The sequence below is a fragment of the Vibrio sp. ED004 genome, assembly GCF_023206395.1.
In the GTDB taxonomy this organism is placed as follows: Bacteria; Pseudomonadota; Gammaproteobacteria; order Enterobacterales; family Vibrionaceae; genus Vibrio.
This window is the reverse complement of the sequence record NZ_CP066149.1, coordinates 851,700-869,416: the sequence shown is the minus strand read 5'-3', so window position 1 is coordinate 869,416 and position 17,717 is coordinate 851,700. Positions and strand designations below refer to the sequence as shown.

The 17,717-nt window shown below is 45.4% G+C and carries 16 protein-coding genes and 1 pseudogene; 10 read left to right on the top strand and 7 right to left on the bottom strand.

From position 1 onward, the window contains the following. The first annotated feature begins 39 nt into the window (after positions 1 to 39). From ITG10_RS03695 to ITG10_RS03680, 4 genes and pseudogenes are all read left to right on the top strand, one after another. On the top strand, positions 40 to 351 hold the full coding sequence (locus tag ITG10_RS03695; RefSeq protein WP_248386709.1) for a cytochrome c: 312 nt from the start codon (positions 40 to 42) through the stop codon (positions 349 to 351). Positions 352 to 481: 130 nt separating this feature from the next. Next, on the top strand, positions 482 to 820 hold the full coding sequence (gene glnB, locus ITG10_RS03690) for a nitrogen regulatory protein P-II (protein WP_004738609.1): 339 nt from the start codon (positions 482 to 484) through the stop codon (positions 818 to 820). Between the two features lie 783 nt (positions 821 to 1,603). Further along, positions 1,604 to 2,885, top strand: a pseudogene (ltrA, locus tag ITG10_RS03685) (group II intron reverse transcriptase/maturase). Between the two features lie 82 nt (positions 2,886 to 2,967). Beyond that, positions 2,968 to 3,810, top strand: a complete 843-nt coding sequence (locus ITG10_RS03680; RefSeq protein WP_017630593.1) for an endonuclease/exonuclease/phosphatase family protein — start codon at positions 2,968 to 2,970, stop codon at positions 3,808 to 3,810. Positions 3,811 to 3,861: 51 nt separating this feature from the next. Here the strand turns inward: ITG10_RS03680 and ITG10_RS03675 are convergent, their stop codons facing one another. The 3 genes from ITG10_RS03675 to gloB all read right to left on the bottom strand — a co-directional run bounded on the left by ITG10_RS03675 (position 3,862) and on the right by gloB (position 6,945). Continuing rightward, positions 3,862 to 4,548 (bottom strand): YIP1 family protein, encoded by a 687-nt coding sequence (locus ITG10_RS03675; protein WP_017630594.1) that lies wholly within the window; start codon positions 4,546 to 4,548, stop codon positions 3,862 to 3,864. Further along, the gene (locus tag ITG10_RS03670) at positions 4,545 to 6,116 is read right to left on the bottom strand and encodes a LysM peptidoglycan-binding domain-containing protein (RefSeq protein ID WP_017630595.1); all 1,572 of its coding nucleotides are present in this window, start codon (positions 6,114 to 6,116) and stop codon (positions 4,545 to 4,547) included. Before ITG10_RS03670 ends, ITG10_RS03675 begins: the two co-directional genes overlap by 4 nt. Positions 6,117 to 6,186: 70 nt before the next feature. Further along, a complete protein-coding gene (gene gloB / locus ITG10_RS03665; protein WP_017630596.1) occupies positions 6,187 to 6,945 on the bottom strand; it encodes a hydroxyacylglutathione hydrolase in 759 nt (252 codons plus the stop codon). Positions 6,946 to 6,998: 53 nt separating this feature from the next. Between gloB and ITG10_RS03660 the strand changes: the two genes are divergently transcribed. After that, positions 6,999 to 7,784, top strand: a complete 786-nt coding sequence (locus tag ITG10_RS03660) for a class I SAM-dependent methyltransferase (protein WP_017630597.1) — start codon at positions 6,999 to 7,001, stop codon at positions 7,782 to 7,784. 77 nt (positions 7,785 to 7,861) lie between these two features. Here ITG10_RS03660 and rnhA read toward each other — a convergent pair whose 3' ends face one another. Continuing rightward, positions 7,862 to 8,326 (bottom strand): ribonuclease HI, encoded by a 465-nt coding sequence (rnhA, locus tag ITG10_RS03655; RefSeq protein ID WP_017630598.1) that lies wholly within the window; start codon positions 8,324 to 8,326, stop codon positions 7,862 to 7,864. Between the two features lie 56 nt (positions 8,327 to 8,382). Between rnhA and dnaQ the strand changes: the two genes are divergently transcribed. Together dnaQ and ITG10_RS03645 are read left to right on the top strand one after the other, a co-directional pair. Next, a complete protein-coding gene (gene dnaQ / locus ITG10_RS03650; RefSeq protein WP_017060722.1) occupies positions 8,383 to 9,150 on the top strand; it encodes a DNA polymerase III subunit epsilon in 768 nt (255 codons plus the stop codon). A 9-nt stretch (positions 9,151 to 9,159) separates the two neighbouring features. Continuing rightward, complete coding sequence (locus ITG10_RS03645; RefSeq protein ID WP_026084216.1) at positions 9,160 to 10,407, top strand: TIGR03503 family protein; 1,248 nt, start codon at positions 9,160 to 9,162, stop codon at positions 10,405 to 10,407. Between the two features lie 130 nt (positions 10,408 to 10,537). Here ITG10_RS03645 and fadE read toward each other — a convergent pair whose 3' ends face one another. Next, positions 10,538 to 13,003 (bottom strand): acyl-CoA dehydrogenase FadE, encoded by a 2,466-nt coding sequence (gene fadE / locus ITG10_RS03640; protein WP_026084217.1) that lies wholly within the window; start codon positions 13,001 to 13,003, stop codon positions 10,538 to 10,540. Positions 13,004 to 13,331: 328 nt separating this feature from the next. Here fadE and lpcA point away from each other — a divergent pair, with 328 nt between their 5' ends. Together lpcA and ITG10_RS03630 are read left to right on the top strand one after the other, a co-directional pair. After that, entirely contained in the window at positions 13,332 to 13,907 is a 576-nt protein-coding gene (lpcA, locus tag ITG10_RS03635) for a D-sedoheptulose 7-phosphate isomerase (protein ID WP_017063379.1), read from the top strand. A gap of 67 nt (positions 13,908 to 13,974) precedes the next feature. Continuing rightward, positions 13,975 to 14,820 carry a class II glutamine amidotransferase gene (locus ITG10_RS03630; protein WP_017630602.1) on the top strand — a complete coding sequence of 282 codons (846 nt, stop codon included), beginning with the start codon at positions 13,975 to 13,977 and terminating at the stop codon, positions 14,818 to 14,820. A 117-nt stretch (positions 14,821 to 14,937) separates the two neighbouring features. Here the strand turns inward: ITG10_RS03630 and purN are convergent, their stop codons facing one another. Together purN and purM are read right to left on the bottom strand one after the other, a co-directional pair. Beyond that, positions 14,938 to 15,612 (bottom strand): phosphoribosylglycinamide formyltransferase, encoded by a 675-nt coding sequence (gene purN, locus ITG10_RS03625; RefSeq protein WP_017630603.1) that lies wholly within the window; start codon positions 15,610 to 15,612, stop codon positions 14,938 to 14,940. A gap of 132 nt (positions 15,613 to 15,744) precedes the next feature. Next, entirely contained in the window at positions 15,745 to 16,785 is a 1,041-nt protein-coding gene (gene purM / locus ITG10_RS03620) for a phosphoribosylformylglycinamidine cyclo-ligase (protein ID WP_017088931.1), read from the bottom strand. Positions 16,786 to 16,954: 169 nt separating this feature from the next. Here purM and upp point away from each other — a divergent pair, with 169 nt between their 5' ends. After that, the gene (upp, locus tag ITG10_RS03615; RefSeq protein ID WP_017060716.1) at positions 16,955 to 17,581 is read left to right on the top strand and encodes a uracil phosphoribosyltransferase; all 627 of its coding nucleotides are present in this window, start codon (positions 16,955 to 16,957) and stop codon (positions 17,579 to 17,581) included. Positions 17,582 to 17,717 lie beyond the last annotated feature (136 nt).

Below are 17,717 nucleotides of genomic sequence, written 5' to 3'. Positions count from 1 at the left end.
TCGACGTCACTTTAATAAAAATAATTAATGGAATATGCAATGAAGAAAATTACACTAGGATTAGTTCTTGGATTTGGACTATTGAGTGGTAACGCTCTGGCGGGTGATGTTGCTGCGGGTCAAGCTAAAGCAGCAATCTGTGCGGCATGTCATGGTGCCGACGGTATCGCAGTGATCCCAGGTTATCCAAACCTTAAAGGTCAAAACGAGCAATACATCGCTTCATCAATTAACGCATACAAGAACGGCCAGCGCACCGGCGGTTTGGCTGCTGTAATGCAGGCTCAAGCTTCAATGCTGAATGATGATGATATTGCTAATCTAGCTGCTTACTACGCAAGCCTTAAGTAAAACCTTCTTAAAGCGCTGATTAAACAAGATGATAAATTTCGAGCCAGAGCTTTAAAGCTCTGGCTTTTTTCATTGAATGTTTACTATAGCTAACCGATAATGAGCCATTCGCACAGTTTAAGGGATGAACATGAAAAAGATTGAAGCCATTATCAAGCCATTCAAACTTGATGATGTACGTGAAGCACTTGCAGAAGTGGGTATTACGGGTATGACAGTATCTGAAGTGAAAGGCTTTGGACGTCAGAAAGGTCATACTGAGCTATACCGCGGCGCAGAGTACATGGTCGACTTTTTACCTAAAGTGAAATTGGAAATTGTTGTGACCGACGAAGTGGCTGACCAATGTGTTGATACCATTATCGAGACGGCGCAAACAGGAAAAATTGGCGACGGTAAGATCTTCATTACTGACGTTGAACGTGTAGTACGCATTCGTACTGGCGAAGAAGACGAAGACGCCGTATAAAAAAACTATTACCCTGAAAGGAGCGTTTATCGCTCCTTTTTCATTTTTGTTTGCCCAGCGAAGCTGGCAAACCCGTTAGGTTGAAAGAAACCTGAATCACCCCGACTGAGGGGAAGATAATCCGAATCGCAAGGGCGTTGCTGGCTAACGGCAGGGTCTGAAGGAAGCGATAGGAAGTTAACAGTACACAACGCAAGTAAACCTGCTTCGGCAGTATAGGTGGGTAAGCGTCCGAAATAGCGCGAAGCCCTATACTCAGTCAGACCTATGCTGTGCTTGAGGTGGCATTGTTAACAGGGAGCCAGTGCAGTAACTGGGGAAGCCTGACACCACATCCAAAAGTCTGGAAGCACAAACTCGAAGCGAAAGCTAAGAGCTGTGTTGGTGCGAGGTGGCAGATGAATCCGTAGTAGTGAGTAAGGCTAAGCCCGAGAAGCCCAGTAATGGTGTGGAGGAGAAAACTTAGCTGACCATCAGCATCAAGTCTGATGGAGCACTGAAATGCCAAAAGCACTCAGTGCTGCGAAGGGAGGAAGTACACTTTAAGTCTGTGATGAACAGATGTTTTTTTCAGTGATACCCAAACCGAATCGCTATCGGGGTATTCCTAGTTTGGTTGATTGTGGAAGCAAGATACTGAGCTAAGAAACCGTATAGGGGAGTAACTCTGACACACTTCAGTAAATTGCCATTGAGCTAGAAGGCTGAATAGCAGAGAGAAATAACACCCACACTGGACATGAAACACTTGTCCCCACACAGCACACAACCCAAGGAGAGAAAGTGCGAGTTTATTACAGTTTATATGGTCATCTGCTCAACAAAGAGAGGCTGTATAAAGGGTTTAAAAAGGTAAAGAAAGCGAAAGGCGCGGCTGGAATAGATGAGCAGAGCCTGAGCGACTACGCCGAAAATCTGAGTGATAACCTCGATCAACTCCTCTCTGAACTCAAAACCAAGCAATACAAACCTCAGCCAGTCAAACGAGTAGAGATACCCAAAGAAGACGGAGGGGTACGATTGCTTGGGATCCCAACCGTTAGGGACAGAGTTGTCCAACAAGCACTCAATGATATCCTCACCCCCATCTTCGAAGAGCAATTTCACCCATCAAGTTTTGGGTATAGACCGAATCGAAGTTGTCACGATGCAATCAACAAATCCACGATGTTTATCCGCCGATACGGATTACAGCACGTCGTAGATATGGACTTGTCGAAGTGCTTTGACAAACTCGACCATGAGTTGATCCTCAAGAGCATCAGAAGGCGAGTCACAGATAGCAGCGTGTTAGAGCTGATAAAACAGTTTCTGAAAAGTGGCGTGATGATAGACGGTAGTTGGCAGGAGACAGAGCTAGGAAGTCCACAAGGTGGTGTTATCAGTCCTTTGATTGCCAATATCTACCTTGATGGTTCGATCAGGAAATGCGAAAGCGTGACCATAGGCTCGTTCGTTATGCGGATGACATACTCATCTTTTGTCGTAGCAAGGCAGGAGCAGAGAATGCCCTTGCACAAGCGACGAAGATCCTAGAAGGAGAGCTTAAACTCACAGTGAATCAGACGAAATCACATATAGCGCACAGCCGTGATGGCGTGAAGTTCTTAGGTGTAGAAATCGGGAGTCAATTTACCCGCATTCAAACTAAGAAACTGAAAGGGTTCAAAAGTAAGTTAAAGCGACTGACAAAGCGAGGGTGCGGTAAGCCACTTGAGCAAGTCATAAAAGCTTTAAACCCAGTGTTAAGAGGGTTCAGTCAATACTTCAGGATCACCAATAGCAGCAGAGAGTTCTCAAGGTTAGCAGGGTGGCTACGAAGAAGACTTCGTAGTATCCAGTTGAAACTTTGGAAGAAGCCTCAACGGTTACACCGAAGGTTAAAACAGTTAGGGTATAAGCCGCCGTTCAACATATCTCAATGACAAGTTGGGTCAGTGCAGCGAGTCCCCTATCAAGCTATGCGATGCCAAATCAATGGTTTAATGACCAAGGGTTGGTAAATCTTGGAACAATAAGGACAGGGCATGTGTTCAGCCAATATGCTGAATGGAAGTGTGCATGAGCCGTATACGAGGTCCGTACGTACGGTTCTGTGAGAGGGATGAGGCGGTAACGCCTCACCCTACTCGATGGTAGGGTGCTGTATGTTTAAGAAAACCATCATTATTATCGCAGTCTTGATAACGCTTGCTATTGCTAGTTTTCATCTTATCTTCGTGATCCCGAATAAACCCAATCTGATCACTTCCTCTCAAAATACCAGCAATGATATCTACAGTTGCTACCAAAACTCTGAGCCGAAAGCGATTGATGTGTCAGATGGGTTGAGTCTCACCGTCTGGAACATCTACAAGCAGAACCGCAACAACTGGCAGAGCGAACTGAACAAGTTCTCAGCAGGCAGTGATTTAGTACTACTGCAAGAAGCGAGCATGACGGATGGGCTTCGCCAATGGGTGACGAGTGGTCAATGGGGAAGTACTCGTGTTAATGCGTTTGAAGCTTTTGAACAAAGTGCTGGCGTGCTCAACCTAGCGACTCATTTACCGATAGAAGCGTGTGCTTATACTCATGAAGAGCCTTGGCTGCAACTGCCTAAATCGGCTCTTTGGTCTCGTTACCAGTTGAGCAATGGTGAAGAGCTTGCGGTGATCAATATTCACGCGGTGAACTTTACGTTTGGCACGGAAGATTACGAAGCTCAACTCAAAAGCTTGACTGACAACCTGCAAAAATACCGTGGTGCCGTCATCTTTGCTGGCGACTTCAATAGTTGGAGCGAAGCGCGCTTTACGGTATTGAAAGATGCGCTGGAAAAGGTCGGTTTAACCGAGGTGACGTTTTACCCAGATAACCGAACTCAATTTATGACGGGTTTGGTGCTCGACCATGTATTCTATCGAGGTCTAGAGGTAGAAAAAGCAAAAGCGCCCATGACGGACGCTTCTGATCATAATCCAATGTTAGTCACCTTTAAGGCGAAGTAGCTTATTCAGTCACTCGGTAGGTTTACTAACTTGTTCTATTTTCGGGGTTATTTACGACACTGAAATGTAGATCGCCCAGATTAGGTAGTAACCAACCCAAGGCAAACCTGAAATTACCAGTGCTTGCCCGCGTTCAAACTCAGTCCAAGTTAGTACGGCTGCGTAACCAAGTACGATGTACCAAGGTAATAGCAGTGGTAATGAGCTTGCAAACTGAGACCAGTCGCTGGTTAGAGGTAACTTGATTAAGCCGTTTAAGCTGTTCAGGTCAGCCGCATAGTTCATCACATGCCCGTGCTTGAGGATTAGGCTTGCGTAGCTTGCTACATCACCTAAAACAGCCGGGAATATGACAACCGATGCCGCTGCGAACCAGCGCCAAAAGCTATGTTGATGTTGGCTTGGCTTAGTTGCGAGATTAAACCAGAACGCCAACAAAACGATGGTTAACGTTCGGCTAAATACGTCGCTGATGATTTCACTCGCGAGTAAGGTATTGCTGTCAAGTAACGCCAATTGGTCAGGGTTAGTTTGAGCCAGTTGTTTTGATAACTCTTCGCTTAACCAAGCAAAATCTACGTTCGAAAAATAAGCACCCCAAAATAAAAATGGGCTGAGCATTAATACGACGTAGGGTTGCCATCCCCAAGCACTTCGCTGATAAAGCGCTAAGAAACACGCTGTTGGTGAACGGAATATATCCAACAGCATGACGAGTGGGTTACTTGACGGGTTCATACACTTACCTTAGTTACATCAACATACAGCTTCAGTTTTTGTCCTGGCTGTAGGTATTTCTTGTTCTGCAAAGTGTTCCATTTTACAACATCTGCACTTTTTACTTTGAACTTTGATGCAATAGCGCTGACTGTGTCACCTGATCTTACGTTATAAAAGATCGTGCGGATGATGGCGCCGTCTGAGCCGTTCTTCCAAATGACCAGTTCTTGACCAACTCTAAGCGTGTCGCGTGGTCCCAGGCCATTCCACTTAGCCAGTGATTGGTGAGATACCTTATTTACGCGTGCAATCGTCCATAGGCTGTCACCACTTTTAACGGTATGGCTTAGCTTATATTGGCCACGATTCTTCGACTGTGTGCTTGCTAGGCGGTTTGAAGCGCTTAGTGCGTACGTTTTGTCGTCTTTGGTTGAAGTTGGGATAAGTAGGTGCTGACCAATACGGATATTGTTGTTGTTCATTCCGTTTGCAGAGCGAATCACTTTGCTGGTTGTGTTGTATTTACTTGCCAGTACGCTGATGCTGTCGCCAGATTGTACTTTATAACGCACCAACTTCATGCCTTTGCCTTTATTGGCGGTCACTTCTTTGTTGAACTTCTCAACAGAGCTCAGAGGAAGCAATAATTGCTGATGTTTTTCTGGCGCTGTCGCCCACTGGTTATAAGCAGGGTTGTAGCCTTGCAGTTCTTTGACTGGAATGCCCGCATAGTTTGCAGCAATCGCTAGGTCAAGTTGCTCTTCAGGGTTAACCAGAGTCAGTACCGGCTTGTTTGGAATCGCAGGGATATCGATGCCATACTTTTCTTGGTTGGCAATCACGTCAGCCAGTGCAAGTAGCTTAGGCACATAGCTGCTGGTCTCTTTTGGTAAATCCAAAGAGAAGAAGTCGATTGGTTTACCAAGTTTTTTGTTCTTGCGGATAGCACTGCTTACACGACCACCGCCACTGTTATAGGCGGCAATGGCGTGATTCCAGTCGCCATCGAAACGTCGGTTAAGGTCTGAGAGGAAATCCAATGCAGCATCGGTAGAAGCGGCAACATCGCGACGACCATCGTACCAGAAGTTTTGTTCAAGCCCGTAGTCTTTGCCTGTGCCTGAAATGAATTGCCATAGACCGGCTGCACTGCCATGAGAGTAGGCAAACGCATCGAAAGAGCTTTCTACAACGGGCAGTAGTGCCAATTCTAGTGGTAAGCCTTTTTCTTCAATCTTTGTGGTGATCAGATACAGGAAAGGTTCAGCACGCTTTGATACGGTTTTTAGGTGACTCGGGTGCTTGAGGTACCAAGTTCGGTAGTAGTCGACCTTCTTTTGGTCTGGTACTTCCATTTCAAGTTGCATTGCAATACGTTTCCAAACATCTTCTTGTGTTTGTGGAGTAACGGCAGGTGCTTCAACTTTTTGGTCTTCTTTGGCTGCTGCTTCTGATGAAACGTTCGCTTGAGAAACTTCTGTAGGAGGTGTGTTGGTTTGCTCGGAAGCTTGGTCTGGATTCTCTGACTGAGTTAATTGGCAACCAGAAAGTAGTAATACCAAAGCCCAGCTGTACTTAACTCGCATGTTACAGCCTTTTTAATTAACGGCCGATGATAATACTTGCCACCCCCTATGAGTGACAAGTCTGTATTTGTTAAAATTCGTTCTTCCACGCACGTAAAGCGGTGAATACTGATAAAGGATCGGTCTGCTCGGTGCGATTAGATACTGATTTCACTACACTTGGCTCGGTATAGCGCAGGAAGGGGTTCACAAACTTCTCTTGTCTCAAATTTGTGGGGATGGTCGACTTATTTTGAGCGCGAAGTCGGTTCACTTGGTCGCGATATTGCTGCAAATGTTGGTTATCAGGTTCAACCGCTAATGCGAAAGCGATATTGGCTGCAGTGTACTCATGTGCACAATACACATCGGTTTCTTGAGGCAGCGCCGTGATCTTGTTCAGTGCATCGAACATCTGTTGTGGTGTGCCTTCCATGATGCGCCCACAACCCGCAGAGAACAGCACGTCACCACAGAATAGTTTAGCATCACCGACATAACCAACATGACCCGCGGTGTGGCCACTGAGCCCTAGGACGAGGAATACTTCACCAAACAGTTCTAACTGGTCGCCGTCATCAACGGGATGAGTTAAGGTCGGGATAGGTTCATTTCGAGGGCCCACGACATCCACGCCGGGAAATTGTCTAACGAGTTCTGGAACGCCACCAATGTGATCGTGGTGGTGGTGCGTAATCAAGATTGCATCTAAAGTTAGCTCATGATGTGCTAAGTATTCTAATACTGGAGCCGCGTCACCAGGGTCGACGACAGCACAACGGCGATCGCTATTTTGGATCAGCCAGATGTAATTGTCGTTAAATGCAGGTATGCTTTTGATATGTAACATTATTGGTTCTCCAGTCACTTTCAGTGCGACAGAATAAGTGAGACAGATTATTGATGAAGCCAGCACGTAGCAGAAAGAAGTTTGAACGTCCTTACACTTGGGCGCAATTGCACAATGGGGACTGGTTGAGAGAATCAATTCAAACTCGACTCGATGAGTGGTGCCCAAAGCTATTTGGTTACCATATGCTCAAGCTCGGCGGCCTCAGTAGTGAGATTTCTAGCTGCACATGCAACATTCAACATCAAGTAAACCTAGATATCCAGAACCCATTACATAATGTGATAGCGGATGGCTATAATTTGCCCTTTTTAGAGAAAAGTTTTGATGTTGTGGTGCTCAGTCATCAATTAGATTATAGCAATGACCCACACCGATTATTGAGAGAAGTTGACCGAGTGATGATGGACGATGGTTATATCATTATCACCGGCTTTAACCCTTTCAGTGTTATAGGGTTGGCTAGCTTGATGCCTTGGCGAAAGAATAGCTTGCCTTGGAGTGGGCGTATGTACACGCCAAATCGAATTAAAGATTGGCTTGGGGTACTTAACTATGAAGTGATTCATTGTGATACCTACGCGCTATTTCCGATGAGCAAGTATCAAGCAGTGTGGACGTGGTTAGAGAATGCCTTAGGTGGTTGTGCATCCTTCGCAGGAAGCCAATACTTCATTGTTGCTCGAAAACGTACTTACCCACTCAAACCTATCAAACCACATTGGCACCTTAAGCGACGTTTCTCACCAGTTGGAGCAAGCTTTAGAACCAACTCGCGTCGTACAATGGATACTGCTAAAGCTTCATACCCGTTAAAAACAGAAAAAGCCGACTCGTAGTCGGCTTTTCATCTATCTATAAGTTTAAGAAACTATAAACCTGCTTCTGAAATCTACATCTCATTCAGTGAAGATGACTAGCTCGGTTGATAACCCGTGTCTTCTTGAGTTGGGTTTTCAGCTGCGGTTCTTGCTAAATCATCACACATTTCGTTTTCTCTGTGCCCTGCGTGTCCTTTTACCCAACGCCAATCAACGTTATGACGCGCCGTTTCTTTATCGAGTCTTTGCCATAAATCGGCATTTTTAACCGGTTTCTTGTCGGCTGTTTTCCAATCACGCTTTTTCCAGTTGTGAATCCACTGTGTGATGCCTTGACGCACGTATTGGCTATCTGTGGTCAGAATCACAGAGCAAGGCTCTTTGAGGGCTTGGAGAGCAACGACAGCGGCGAGCATTTCCATGCGGTTATTGGTTGTTAGCGTGAAGCCTTCTGCTAGCGTCTTCTCGACTTTTTTGTAGCGAAGTACTATGCCATAGCCTCCAGGACCAGGGTTGCCTAAACAAGAACCATCAGTGAAAATTTCAACTTGTTTCGTCATGATTTGATACTATTACTTCAAGCACATTATCGGCATAGTCTGACACAGTTATCCTTATGAATACCAGTAGCACTCCAGAACAAAGCACGAACGAAAAAAACAGTTCGAACGAAAACAAGCGCATTGTTGTACTCGATACCGAAACCACAGGTATGAATACAGAAGGTGGCCCTCACTATATGGGGCACCGCATCGTTGAAATTGGTGCAGTAGAGATCATCAACCGTAGGCTGACCGGGCGTCACTTTCACGTCTATATCAAGCCCGATCGTGCGATTCAAGAAGAGGCGATTGGCGTTCACGGTATTACTGATGAATTCTTGATTGATAAGCCTGAATACCAAGACATACACAAAGAGTTTCTCGACTTTATCAAAGGTGCTGAGCTGGTGGCTCATAACGCGCCCTTCGATACGGGCTTTATGGACTATGAATTTGAGAAGCTTAACCCTGCGATAGGTAAAACGGATGACTACTGTAAAGTTACCGATACCTTGGCAATGGCGAAGAAGATATTCCCAGGTAAAAGAAACAACCTAGATATCTTATGTGACCGTTACGGTATTGATAACTCGCACCGTACTCTCCACGGAGCATTGCTCGATGCGGAGATCCTAGCCGACGTCTACCTATTGATGACGGGTGGGCAAACTTCGCTGCAATTTAACGCTGGCCAACAAGAAGGCGAAGCGGAAAGCATACGAAGAGTAGAAAGTGGTCGAAAATCCCTAAAGGTTTTACGAGCTACGGCCGATGAAGTAGAAGCGCATCAAAGTCGTTTAGATCTCGTCGAGAAAAGCGGAAGCTGCCTCTGGCGTCAGTAGGGAGAAAGTATGTTAAGGGTATTGGCTACCAGTTGCTTATTGCTGTTAAGCTTTGGCTTACATGCGGCAACGGAATCCGTAATGAGTTTATTGGACAACCGTTTTCGCGTTGATCCCAGTATTCAACAAGTCACCTTTGTGATTTATCGAGCCGATAACTCTAAACCTGTCGTTTTGGTTCGACCTGACGGCAAGAAATACTACTCTTGGCGTAATGCTGATAATGTCCGTTGGTATGAAGAGTCGTCCATGGACATTATCTCTATCGATAAGCCGATGCCTGGCCCATGGCAAGCAGTCGGTAAAGTTTCCCCTAAGAACAACATCAAGCTCCTATCTCATCTTGTTTTGGATGCTAATGAATTTCCAGATAAGTTGTATCAAACCGAACGCATCAAATTTACTGCTCGACTGACTTCTGATAGCAAGCCTTTGGTGCTGCGTGATTTTCTCGATCGCGTGAAGCTTAAAGTCACCTTTACTAAGTTTGTTGAAAACGAAGAGTCTTTGGTGAGAGAAGCGCGCCCTATTCCGGTTGTGATGGGCGAATTTGCCGACGATGGTGCTGATCTTGATGAAAAAGCTGGAGATGGTGTGTTCACTGTCTCTTTGCCAATTGATATCGAGCCTGGTAAATACCGAGCGCGTATTACTTCTGGTAATGGTGTATTCCTGCGAGCGCAAGAGCAAGAAGTCTTGGTTTACCCAACACCGATCACTACAACTTTCATTCAATCTCGCAAAGAGGGCTTACCTCATACTATTGTGGTATCCGGTGAGCAGGGCATGATCGCACCGAGCTCGTTAGCGGTTCATGTTGAGCATAAAGCGCCTGATGATTATGTAACGTATAAGCAAGGTCAAGCTGATGTCGATGCAATGAAAGTGCCTTTAGAGGTGCCTTACAATGGTGAACTGGGGATCTATAACTGGTCTGGGATGGTTTATGCCACCGACGCTTCAAGCCAGCGTCCGCTGATCTTCCCAATTACCGAGCAGTCGTACAGTGTTGTTGAAGATATCGACTTAGCAGAATCTCGACGCCTTCAAGAAGAAGCACTTGCTGAACAGAAGCGTATTGCTACAGAATTAATGATTCTTCAAAAGCGTGAAGATGACAGGCAGCGCAGCATGATCATTATTGGGGTGGGTAATGTAGTCGCGATTCTATTGGGCTTGCTGATTTGGTTTGTGGTTCGTAAAGTGACAGCCAAGAAAAGAGCTCAACCAGAGATGCAACTCAAGGCACCAAAGTAATTCGCTTAGATGATTAGGTTGTCTAGAGAGGATAAGCCTCTAGAGGTAAAGCATTAGAATTTGTGACAACGATGTCATGAACAAAAAAACGGGACTCATAGGAGTCCCGTTTTCGTTTCTATTGCAAAATCTAGGCTACGTTATCAATTGATTGGCCTGGATATTGTGGCTTTGCTGCTAGCTCCTCTGGAGAAAAGTCATCAACGTTGATCGTGTACAGTCGGTGTTGTTCTGCACTGATCAGAAGGTCAGCCTCTTCTTGCGTTAATATACCTTTCTCTAAGCCTTGTTCAGCAACCAGATCCAGTCGTAGGAAGGCGCGTTTTTGATGCGTCTCTTTGCAGACTTTGTCGAACAAAGGTTCAGCTTGAAGAATTACTTCCAGTGCTTTCTCAATCTTACCAACCGCGTTGTATTGAGTGTCCGCTAAGTATTGACCACGACCGATACGTGAACGTGTCTCACTCGGTGTCTGGAGGATGTGCGCAACTTGGCTATCCAGTTTGTCGTTTGGTGCGCGACGAATGCGACCAAATGGCATGAGCACAACACGCAGCAGACGACCAACTACTGGGTTAGGGAAGTTCGCCAAGAACTCATCAATCGCCACCTCAGTTTGACGTAAGCTATCTTGCATACCCCAATGTACTAGCGGTAGATCTTCAGCATGGCTGCTTTCGCTTTCAAAGCGTTTTAGCGTTGCTGAACCTAAGTACAATTGACTCAGGATGTCGCCCAGTCTTGCAGATAGGCGTTCTCTACGTTTCAGTGAACCGCCTAACACGGCCATTGAAATGTCAGATAGTAGCGCTAGGTTTGCACTGTAACGGTTCAGTTGTTGATAGTAGCGTTGTGTTTGTTTATCGGTTTTATTGGCTGGCGTTGGCGTATCTGAACCACGACCATCGGTTAAACCAAACCACAAACTGCGGACTAGGTTACTCATAGTAAAGCTAACGTGTCCTGCTAACGCTGAATCAAACTTATCCAGAGCATCACTGCTTTCAGAATAAGCCGCTTCCATTTCGTTAAGAACGTAAGGGTGACAACGAATCGCGCCTTGACCATAGATGATCATTGAGCGAGTCAGGATGTTTGCGCCTTCAACGGTAATCGCGATAGGTGAACCTTGGTAGCCACGAGCTAGGAAGTTTGATGGACCCAAGCAAATACCTTTACCGCCTACGATATCCATTGCATCGATGATGCTGCGTTGACCACGGTGGGTACAGTGGTACTTAACGATGGCAGAGATAACCGAAGGTTTTTCACCAAGGTCGATACCCGCAACGGTGAGGTTACTTGCTGCATCCATTACGTAAGCATTACCAGCTAGGCGCGCAAGTGGCTCTTCAACCCCTTCCATACGGCCAATAGGCTGTTTGAATTGACGACGAATACGAGCGTAAGCACCAGTAGCAAGCGCGGCTGTTTTGATACCACCCGTCGAGTTTGAAGGCAGTGTGATACCACGACCCACCGACAGACACTCAACCAGCATACGCCAACCTTGGCCTGCCATTTTCTGACCACCAATGATGAAATCGATAGGGACGAAGATATCGTCACCTTGAGTTGGACCATTTTGGAAAGGTACATTGAGTGGGAAGTGGCGGTTGCCAATCTCAACGCCTTTTAAATCTGTTGGGATTAGAGCACATGTGATGCCAAGATCTTCTTGGTCACCAAGTAGACCATCCGGGTCACGCAATTTAAAGGCCAAGCCTAAAACAGTCGCGACAGGCGCTAGAGTGATGTAACGCTTGTTCCAAGTTAGGCGCATGCCCAGTACTTCTTCACCTTGCCACTCACCCTTACATACCACGCCGTAATCAGGGATAGAACCCGCATCCGATCCTGCTTCTGGGCTCGTTAGGGCAAAACAAGGGATTTCTTTGCCTTCAACTAAGCGAGGAAGGTAATGGTTTCTTTGTTCTTCTGTTCCGTAGTGTTGTAGCAGCTCGCCTGGGCCTAATGAGTTAGGTACCCCAACCGTTGATGAAAGCACGCTAGAAACGCCCGTTAGCTTCTGTAGAACCAGAGATTGAGCATAAGCTGAGAATTCTAAACCACCGTATTTTTTCTTGATGATCATGGCGAAGAATTTGTGATCTTTCAGGTATTGCCATACTTCTGGCGGCAAATCAGCAAGTTCATGTGTGACTTGGTAATCGTTGACCATTTCGCACACTTCATTGACTGGACCATCTAAAAACGCTTGTTCCGCTTCAGAGAGTTTCGGATCAGCAATGTTTTGCAGCTTCTTCCACTCAGGCTTGCCCTTGAACAGCTCTGCTTCCCACCATACTGTGCCAGCTTCTAGTGCTTCTTTTTCTGTCTGAGACATTGCCGGTAGTACTTTCTTAAATACAGAAAGCGCTTTTTGGCTGATGAGAGTTTGACGAATGGCTGGGACAGCAAAAATAGCAACCGCTAATAGGTAACAAAGCCAGCCAGTAACCGCTACGTCACCGAATAGCGTTAAAGCTACCATCGTTCCAGTTAATGCGATTAATGCGCGTACCAAGCTAACTCTGTGGTAGAGACAGACACCTAAGATAGCTGTCATGCCGAGTAGGGAGAGCAATATGTTCATGATCGATTTCCTTTTCAGAGATCACTTATTGTTATTAAGTTTTAGGTAAGAGGTCTAACCAGTCAAGTGTAAACAAAATATTAAATATTTGTAAAACTCAAAGTTGGGTAAAAAGTGATCTGAGTAGAGTTAAAGTTCTAATTGTGAGAGGTTGGTGGTGATTATTTGGACGAATCGGCAATGACTGACTAATTAAGGTGGCAATCTTTGGGCTTAAGTGTCGACACTATTTCATGTTTGTGGGTAAACTCAGGTAAAAGAGGGAAAAAACCTCAGCTCTCATTTCACGTACCTTAAGTTGCGTAAAAAAATATAAGAGATAAGCCTTATGTACCAAGACCTAATCAAAAGTGAATTGAACGAAGCTGCTGACGTTCTTAACAAGTTCTTGAGTGATGATCACAACATTGCTCAAATTGAAGCGGCTGCAAAACTGATTGCTGATTCATTCAAACAAGAAGGCAAAGTGCTTTCTTGTGGTAACGGTGGCTCACACTGTGATGCGATGCACTTCGCGGAAGAGCTAACAGGCCGATACCGTGAAAATCGCCCGGGCTACGCTGGCATTGCGATTTCAGACCCTAGCCACTTATCTTGTGTGAGTAATGATTTTGGCTATGACCACGTATTTTCTCGTTATGTAGAAGCGGTAGGTCGTAAAGGCGATGTGTTGTTCGGTCTGTCGACTTCAGGTAACTCTGCCAATATTCTCAAAGCGATTGAAGCGGCTCAAGCGAAAGGCATGAAGACTATTGCATTGACAGGTAAAGATGGCGGTAAAATGGCGGGTTGTGCGGATATTGAAATCCGAGTACCACACTTTGGTTACGCAGACCGCATCCAAGAGATTCACATTAAGATCATTCACATTGTGATTCAACTTGTTGAAAAAGAGATGGAATAATAGTTATACAGACATTTGGAGCCTAGCTTTGTGGCTCCATTGGTTTTAATAGGGAGTAGATTAAACCATGTGTGAATTGCTCGGTATGAGCGCGAATGTGCCAACTGATATTTGTTTTAGCTTTACTGGTCTTATGCAGCGTGGAGGCAATACTGGCCCGCATCGTGATGGCTGGGGTATTACTTTTTATGAGGGTAAGGGTTTTCGCACCTTTAAAGATCCGAATCCGAGCTGTGAATCTAAGATCGCTGAGTTGGTTCAAAACTACCCAATTAAAAGCCAAGCTGTTGTCAGTCATATCCGTCAAGCCAACCGTGGTGGCGTTAATCTAGAAAACACACACCCTTTTACCCGTGAGCTTTGGGGGCGATACTGGACCTTTGCTCACAATGGTCAATTGTCAGATTATGATGATCTGGTGAGTGGGCGTTTTAGACCTGTCGGCGAAACGGACAGTGAGCTCTCTTTTTGTTGGCTACTTAAACAACTTGAAGAGCGTTTTCCTGAACCACCTCAAGACATGGAAGGTATGTTTCGTTTCGTGGCTGAGTGTTGTGACAAGCTACGCGAGAAAGGCGTTTTCAACATGTTGTTGAGTGATGGTGAGTACGTGATGACTTACTGTACTAACCATTTGTACTGGATAACTAGACGCGCGCCTTTTGGCAAAGCGAGCTTAATTGATGAAGACGTTGAGATTAATTTCCAAGAAGAGACCACGCCAAATGATGTGGTTACGGTGGTAGCAACTCAACCTCTTACGGATAATGAAGAGTGGTTTAGAATGAAGCCGGGCGAATACGCACTGTTTCATTTTGGTGAGCTGATTGGTAACAACCATCAGGCGTTGGAAGATGTTGCTTATGCGCCGAAAAAGGTCGCGAGCCAAGCACCTACTGAGCCATTAAGTTAATGCTATAAATCATATTGCTTTAACCCGAACAAGCGAAAGGCCGCTTACTGTACTAATCAGTCAGTAAGCGGCCTTTTTGTTTTTAAGCAATTTGTCGCGTGAGAGTCGTTTGACGAATTATTCTTCTGCGTAACCGTGTTTACCTAATGCTTTACCGTCTAACACTGCCTGCCCATTTGCCATTGATAAGCGGTCTTCCGCGAACCACTTGCAGACCATAGGGTAAATGCAATGTTCTTGAGTCAGCACTCGGCTTGCCAGCATATCAGCGTCATCATCTTCAAATACCGGTACTTTAGCTTGCAAGATCACAGGGCCACCATCGAGCTCCTCGGTAACAAAGTGGACGCTAGTACCGTGTTCTTTGTCTTGCGCATCAATAGCACGCTGGTGGGTGTGTAGGCCTGGGTATTTCGGTAACAGAGAAGGGTGGATGTTGACCATTTTCCCTGCATAGTGACGAACAAACTCTGAACTCAGGATTCGCATGTAGCCAGCGAGTACGATTAAATCTGGCTGGTAAGCATCGATCTGAACCATCAATTCATGGTCAAACTCTTCACGTGAGCCAAAGTCCTTTGGATTCACTGAGTGAGCGTCTACACCTGCGGTTTTCGCTCGCTCTAATCCAAAAGCCTCTGCTTTGTTTGAGAAGACAGCTTTAACCGACGCATCAATCATATCGCTATTGCAGGCATCCAAAATTGCCTGTAAGTTGCTTCCGCTTCCTGAAACTAACACAACGATGCTTTTCTGAGAGTGACTGTTTTTATTTGAGTGATTGTTTTTCATAGAGTGGGTCATACGATTGATTAACTGGATTGTTTACAATTTACCTACATAAACTAAGGTTTTCTGCGGGCCAAATAGCAAAATGAGGACCATTAGGTCCTCATTGATTAACTAAGTAAGTGAGCGTATCACTTATTTGATTTCAACTTGCTCTTCGCCAGCTTCAGCGTTTGCGATCTCACCGATAACCCAAGCGTTTTCGCCTTCAGCTTTCAGTAGTTCAACAGCAGCATCTGCTTGATCTTTAGGTAGAGCAACAACTAGGCCAACACCACAGTTGAAAGTGCGGTACATTTCGAATGTCTCCACGTTACCTTTCTCTTGTAGCCAGCTGAAGATAGCAGGCCATTCCCAGCTCTTGCCATCAATCACTGCTTTAGTACCTTCAGGAAGTACGCGTGGGATGTTTTCCCAGAAACCACCACCTGTGATATGCGAGATAGCATGAATGTCATGCTCAGCAATCATCTTAAGTGCTGATTTGATGTAAATCTTAGTTGGTTCTAGTAGGTGTTCACCGATAGTGCGACCTTCTAGTTCTTCGTTCTTATCAGCACCAGAAACTTCTAGAACTTTACGAATCAAAGAGTAACCGTTTGAGTGTGGACCGCTTGAGCCAACAGCGATAAGTGCGTCGCCTGCAGCTACTTTAGTACCGTCGATGATGTCAGCTTTTTCTACAACGCCAACACAGAAGCCAGCTACGTCGTAGTCGTCGCCTTCGTACATGCCTGGCATTTCAGCCGTTTCACCGCCGATTAGGGCACAACCAGCTTGAACACAACCTTCAGCGATACCAGAAACAACGTCTGCTGCTGTATCTACATCTAGCTTACCTGTTGCGTAGTAGTCTAGGAAGAATAGCGGCTCACCACCTTGAACGATTAGGTCGTTCACACACATTGCCACTAGGTCGATACCAATGGTGTCGTGTTTTTTCAGATCCAAAGCAAGGCGAAGTTTAGTACCAACACCATCAGTACCTGAAACAAGTACCGGCTCTTTGTATTTCGTTGGAAGTTCACATAGGGCGCCAAAGCCACCAATACCGCCCATTACTTCAGGGCGACGAGTGCGTTTAACAGCACCTTTAATACGGTCTACTAGTGCATTACCTGCGTCGATATCAACACCAGCGTCTTTGTAGCTTAGAGAAGAAGTATTACCACTCACGGGATAGTCCTCGAACTTAAGTTGGATGTGAAAACGGCGCTATTCTAACAGGGCTTGATTACGAAGAGCAAACGTTTGCGCGGTTTTTTTTATTAGAATAAAGATTCTGAAATAACCACAAAGTTCGTGTATAATCTACAGGTTTGTTTAAATATTGCCGGAGTTGGAAATGAAAGTTGTTGAAGTGAAACACCCGCTAGTAAAACATAAAATTGGCCTGATGCGTGAAGGTGAGATTAGCACTAAGCGTTTTCGTGAGCTAGCGACAGAAGTGGGTAGCCTTCTAACATACGAAGCGACATCAGACTTTGAAACTGAGCGTGTAACTATTAATGGTTGGAACGGTCCAGTTGAAGTTGACCAAATTAAAGGTAAAAAAGTAACTGTAGTGCCAATCCTACGTGCTGGTCTAGGCATGATGGACGGCGTTCTTGAGCACATCCCAAGTGCACGTATCAGTGTTGTTGGTATCTACCGTGACGAAGAAACTCTTGAGCCAGTACCATACTTCAACAAGCTTGCATCTAACATCGACGAGCGTATTGCTCTAGTGGTAGACCCAATGCTTGCGACAGGTGGTTCTATGATCGCGACTATCGACCTAATGAAAGAGAAAGGTTGTAAGCACTTTAAGATTCTTGTGCTTGTTGCTGCTCCTGAAGGTATCGCTGCTCTAGAAAAAGCGCACCCAGACGTTGAGCTTTACACAGCTGCAATTGATGAGAAGCTAAACGACAAGGGCTATATTGTTCCTGGTCTTGGCGATGCTGGTGATAAGATCTTCGGTACTAAGTAATTCGGTTTCAGCTTAAGTGACTCTAAACCGTTTCTTAACTCGCTGAATTAGCCGTATTAATAAAAAGGGAGAGCATTCAATGCTCTCCCTTTTTTGATCTTGTTGGTTTGTGATTCTTTTGAATCTAGCCTTACCT

What these genes read in the sequence shown, in the direction of transcription:
- rnhA (WP_017630598.1), bottom strand. Translation starts at nt 8,326, where the DNA reads ATGACGAAACAAGTTGAAATTTTCACTGATGGTTCTTGTTTAGGCAAC.
- ITG10_RS03660 (WP_017630597.1), top strand. Translation starts at nt 6,999, where the DNA reads ATGAAGCCAGCACGTAGCAGAAAGAAGTTTGAACGTCCTTACACTTGG.
- gloB (WP_017630596.1), bottom strand. Translation starts at nt 6,945, where the DNA reads ATGTTACATATCAAAAGCATACCTGCATTTAACGACAATTACATCTGG.
- upp (WP_017060716.1), top strand. Translation starts at nt 16,955, where the DNA reads ATGAAAGTTGTTGAAGTGAAACACCCGCTAGTAAAACATAAAATTGGC.
- glnB (WP_004738609.1), top strand. Translation starts at nt 482, where the DNA reads ATGAAAAAGATTGAAGCCATTATCAAGCCATTCAAACTTGATGATGTA.
- fadE (WP_026084217.1), bottom strand. Translation starts at nt 13,003, where the DNA reads ATGAACATATTGCTCTCCCTACTCGGCATGACAGCTATCTTAGGTGTC.
- ITG10_RS03695 (WP_248386709.1), top strand. Translation starts at nt 40, where the DNA reads ATGAAGAAAATTACACTAGGATTAGTTCTTGGATTTGGACTATTGAGT.
- purN (WP_017630603.1), bottom strand. Translation starts at nt 15,612, where the DNA reads ATGAAAAACAATCACTCAAATAAAAACAGTCACTCTCAGAAAAGCATC.
- ITG10_RS03675 (WP_017630594.1), bottom strand. Translation starts at nt 4,548, where the DNA reads ATGAACCCGTCAAGTAACCCACTCGTCATGCTGTTGGATATATTCCGT.
- ITG10_RS03670 (WP_017630595.1), bottom strand. Translation starts at nt 6,116, where the DNA reads ATGCGAGTTAAGTACAGCTGGGCTTTGGTATTACTACTTTCTGGTTGC.
- lpcA (WP_017063379.1), top strand. Translation starts at nt 13,332, where the DNA reads ATGTACCAAGACCTAATCAAAAGTGAATTGAACGAAGCTGCTGACGTT.
- ITG10_RS03630 (WP_017630602.1), top strand. Translation starts at nt 13,975, where the DNA reads ATGTGTGAATTGCTCGGTATGAGCGCGAATGTGCCAACTGATATTTGT.
- ITG10_RS03680 (WP_017630593.1), top strand. Translation starts at nt 2,968, where the DNA reads ATGTTTAAGAAAACCATCATTATTATCGCAGTCTTGATAACGCTTGCT.
- dnaQ (WP_017060722.1), top strand. Translation starts at nt 8,383, where the DNA reads ATGAATACCAGTAGCACTCCAGAACAAAGCACGAACGAAAAAAACAGT.
- ITG10_RS03645 (WP_026084216.1), top strand. Translation starts at nt 9,160, where the DNA reads ATGTTAAGGGTATTGGCTACCAGTTGCTTATTGCTGTTAAGCTTTGGC.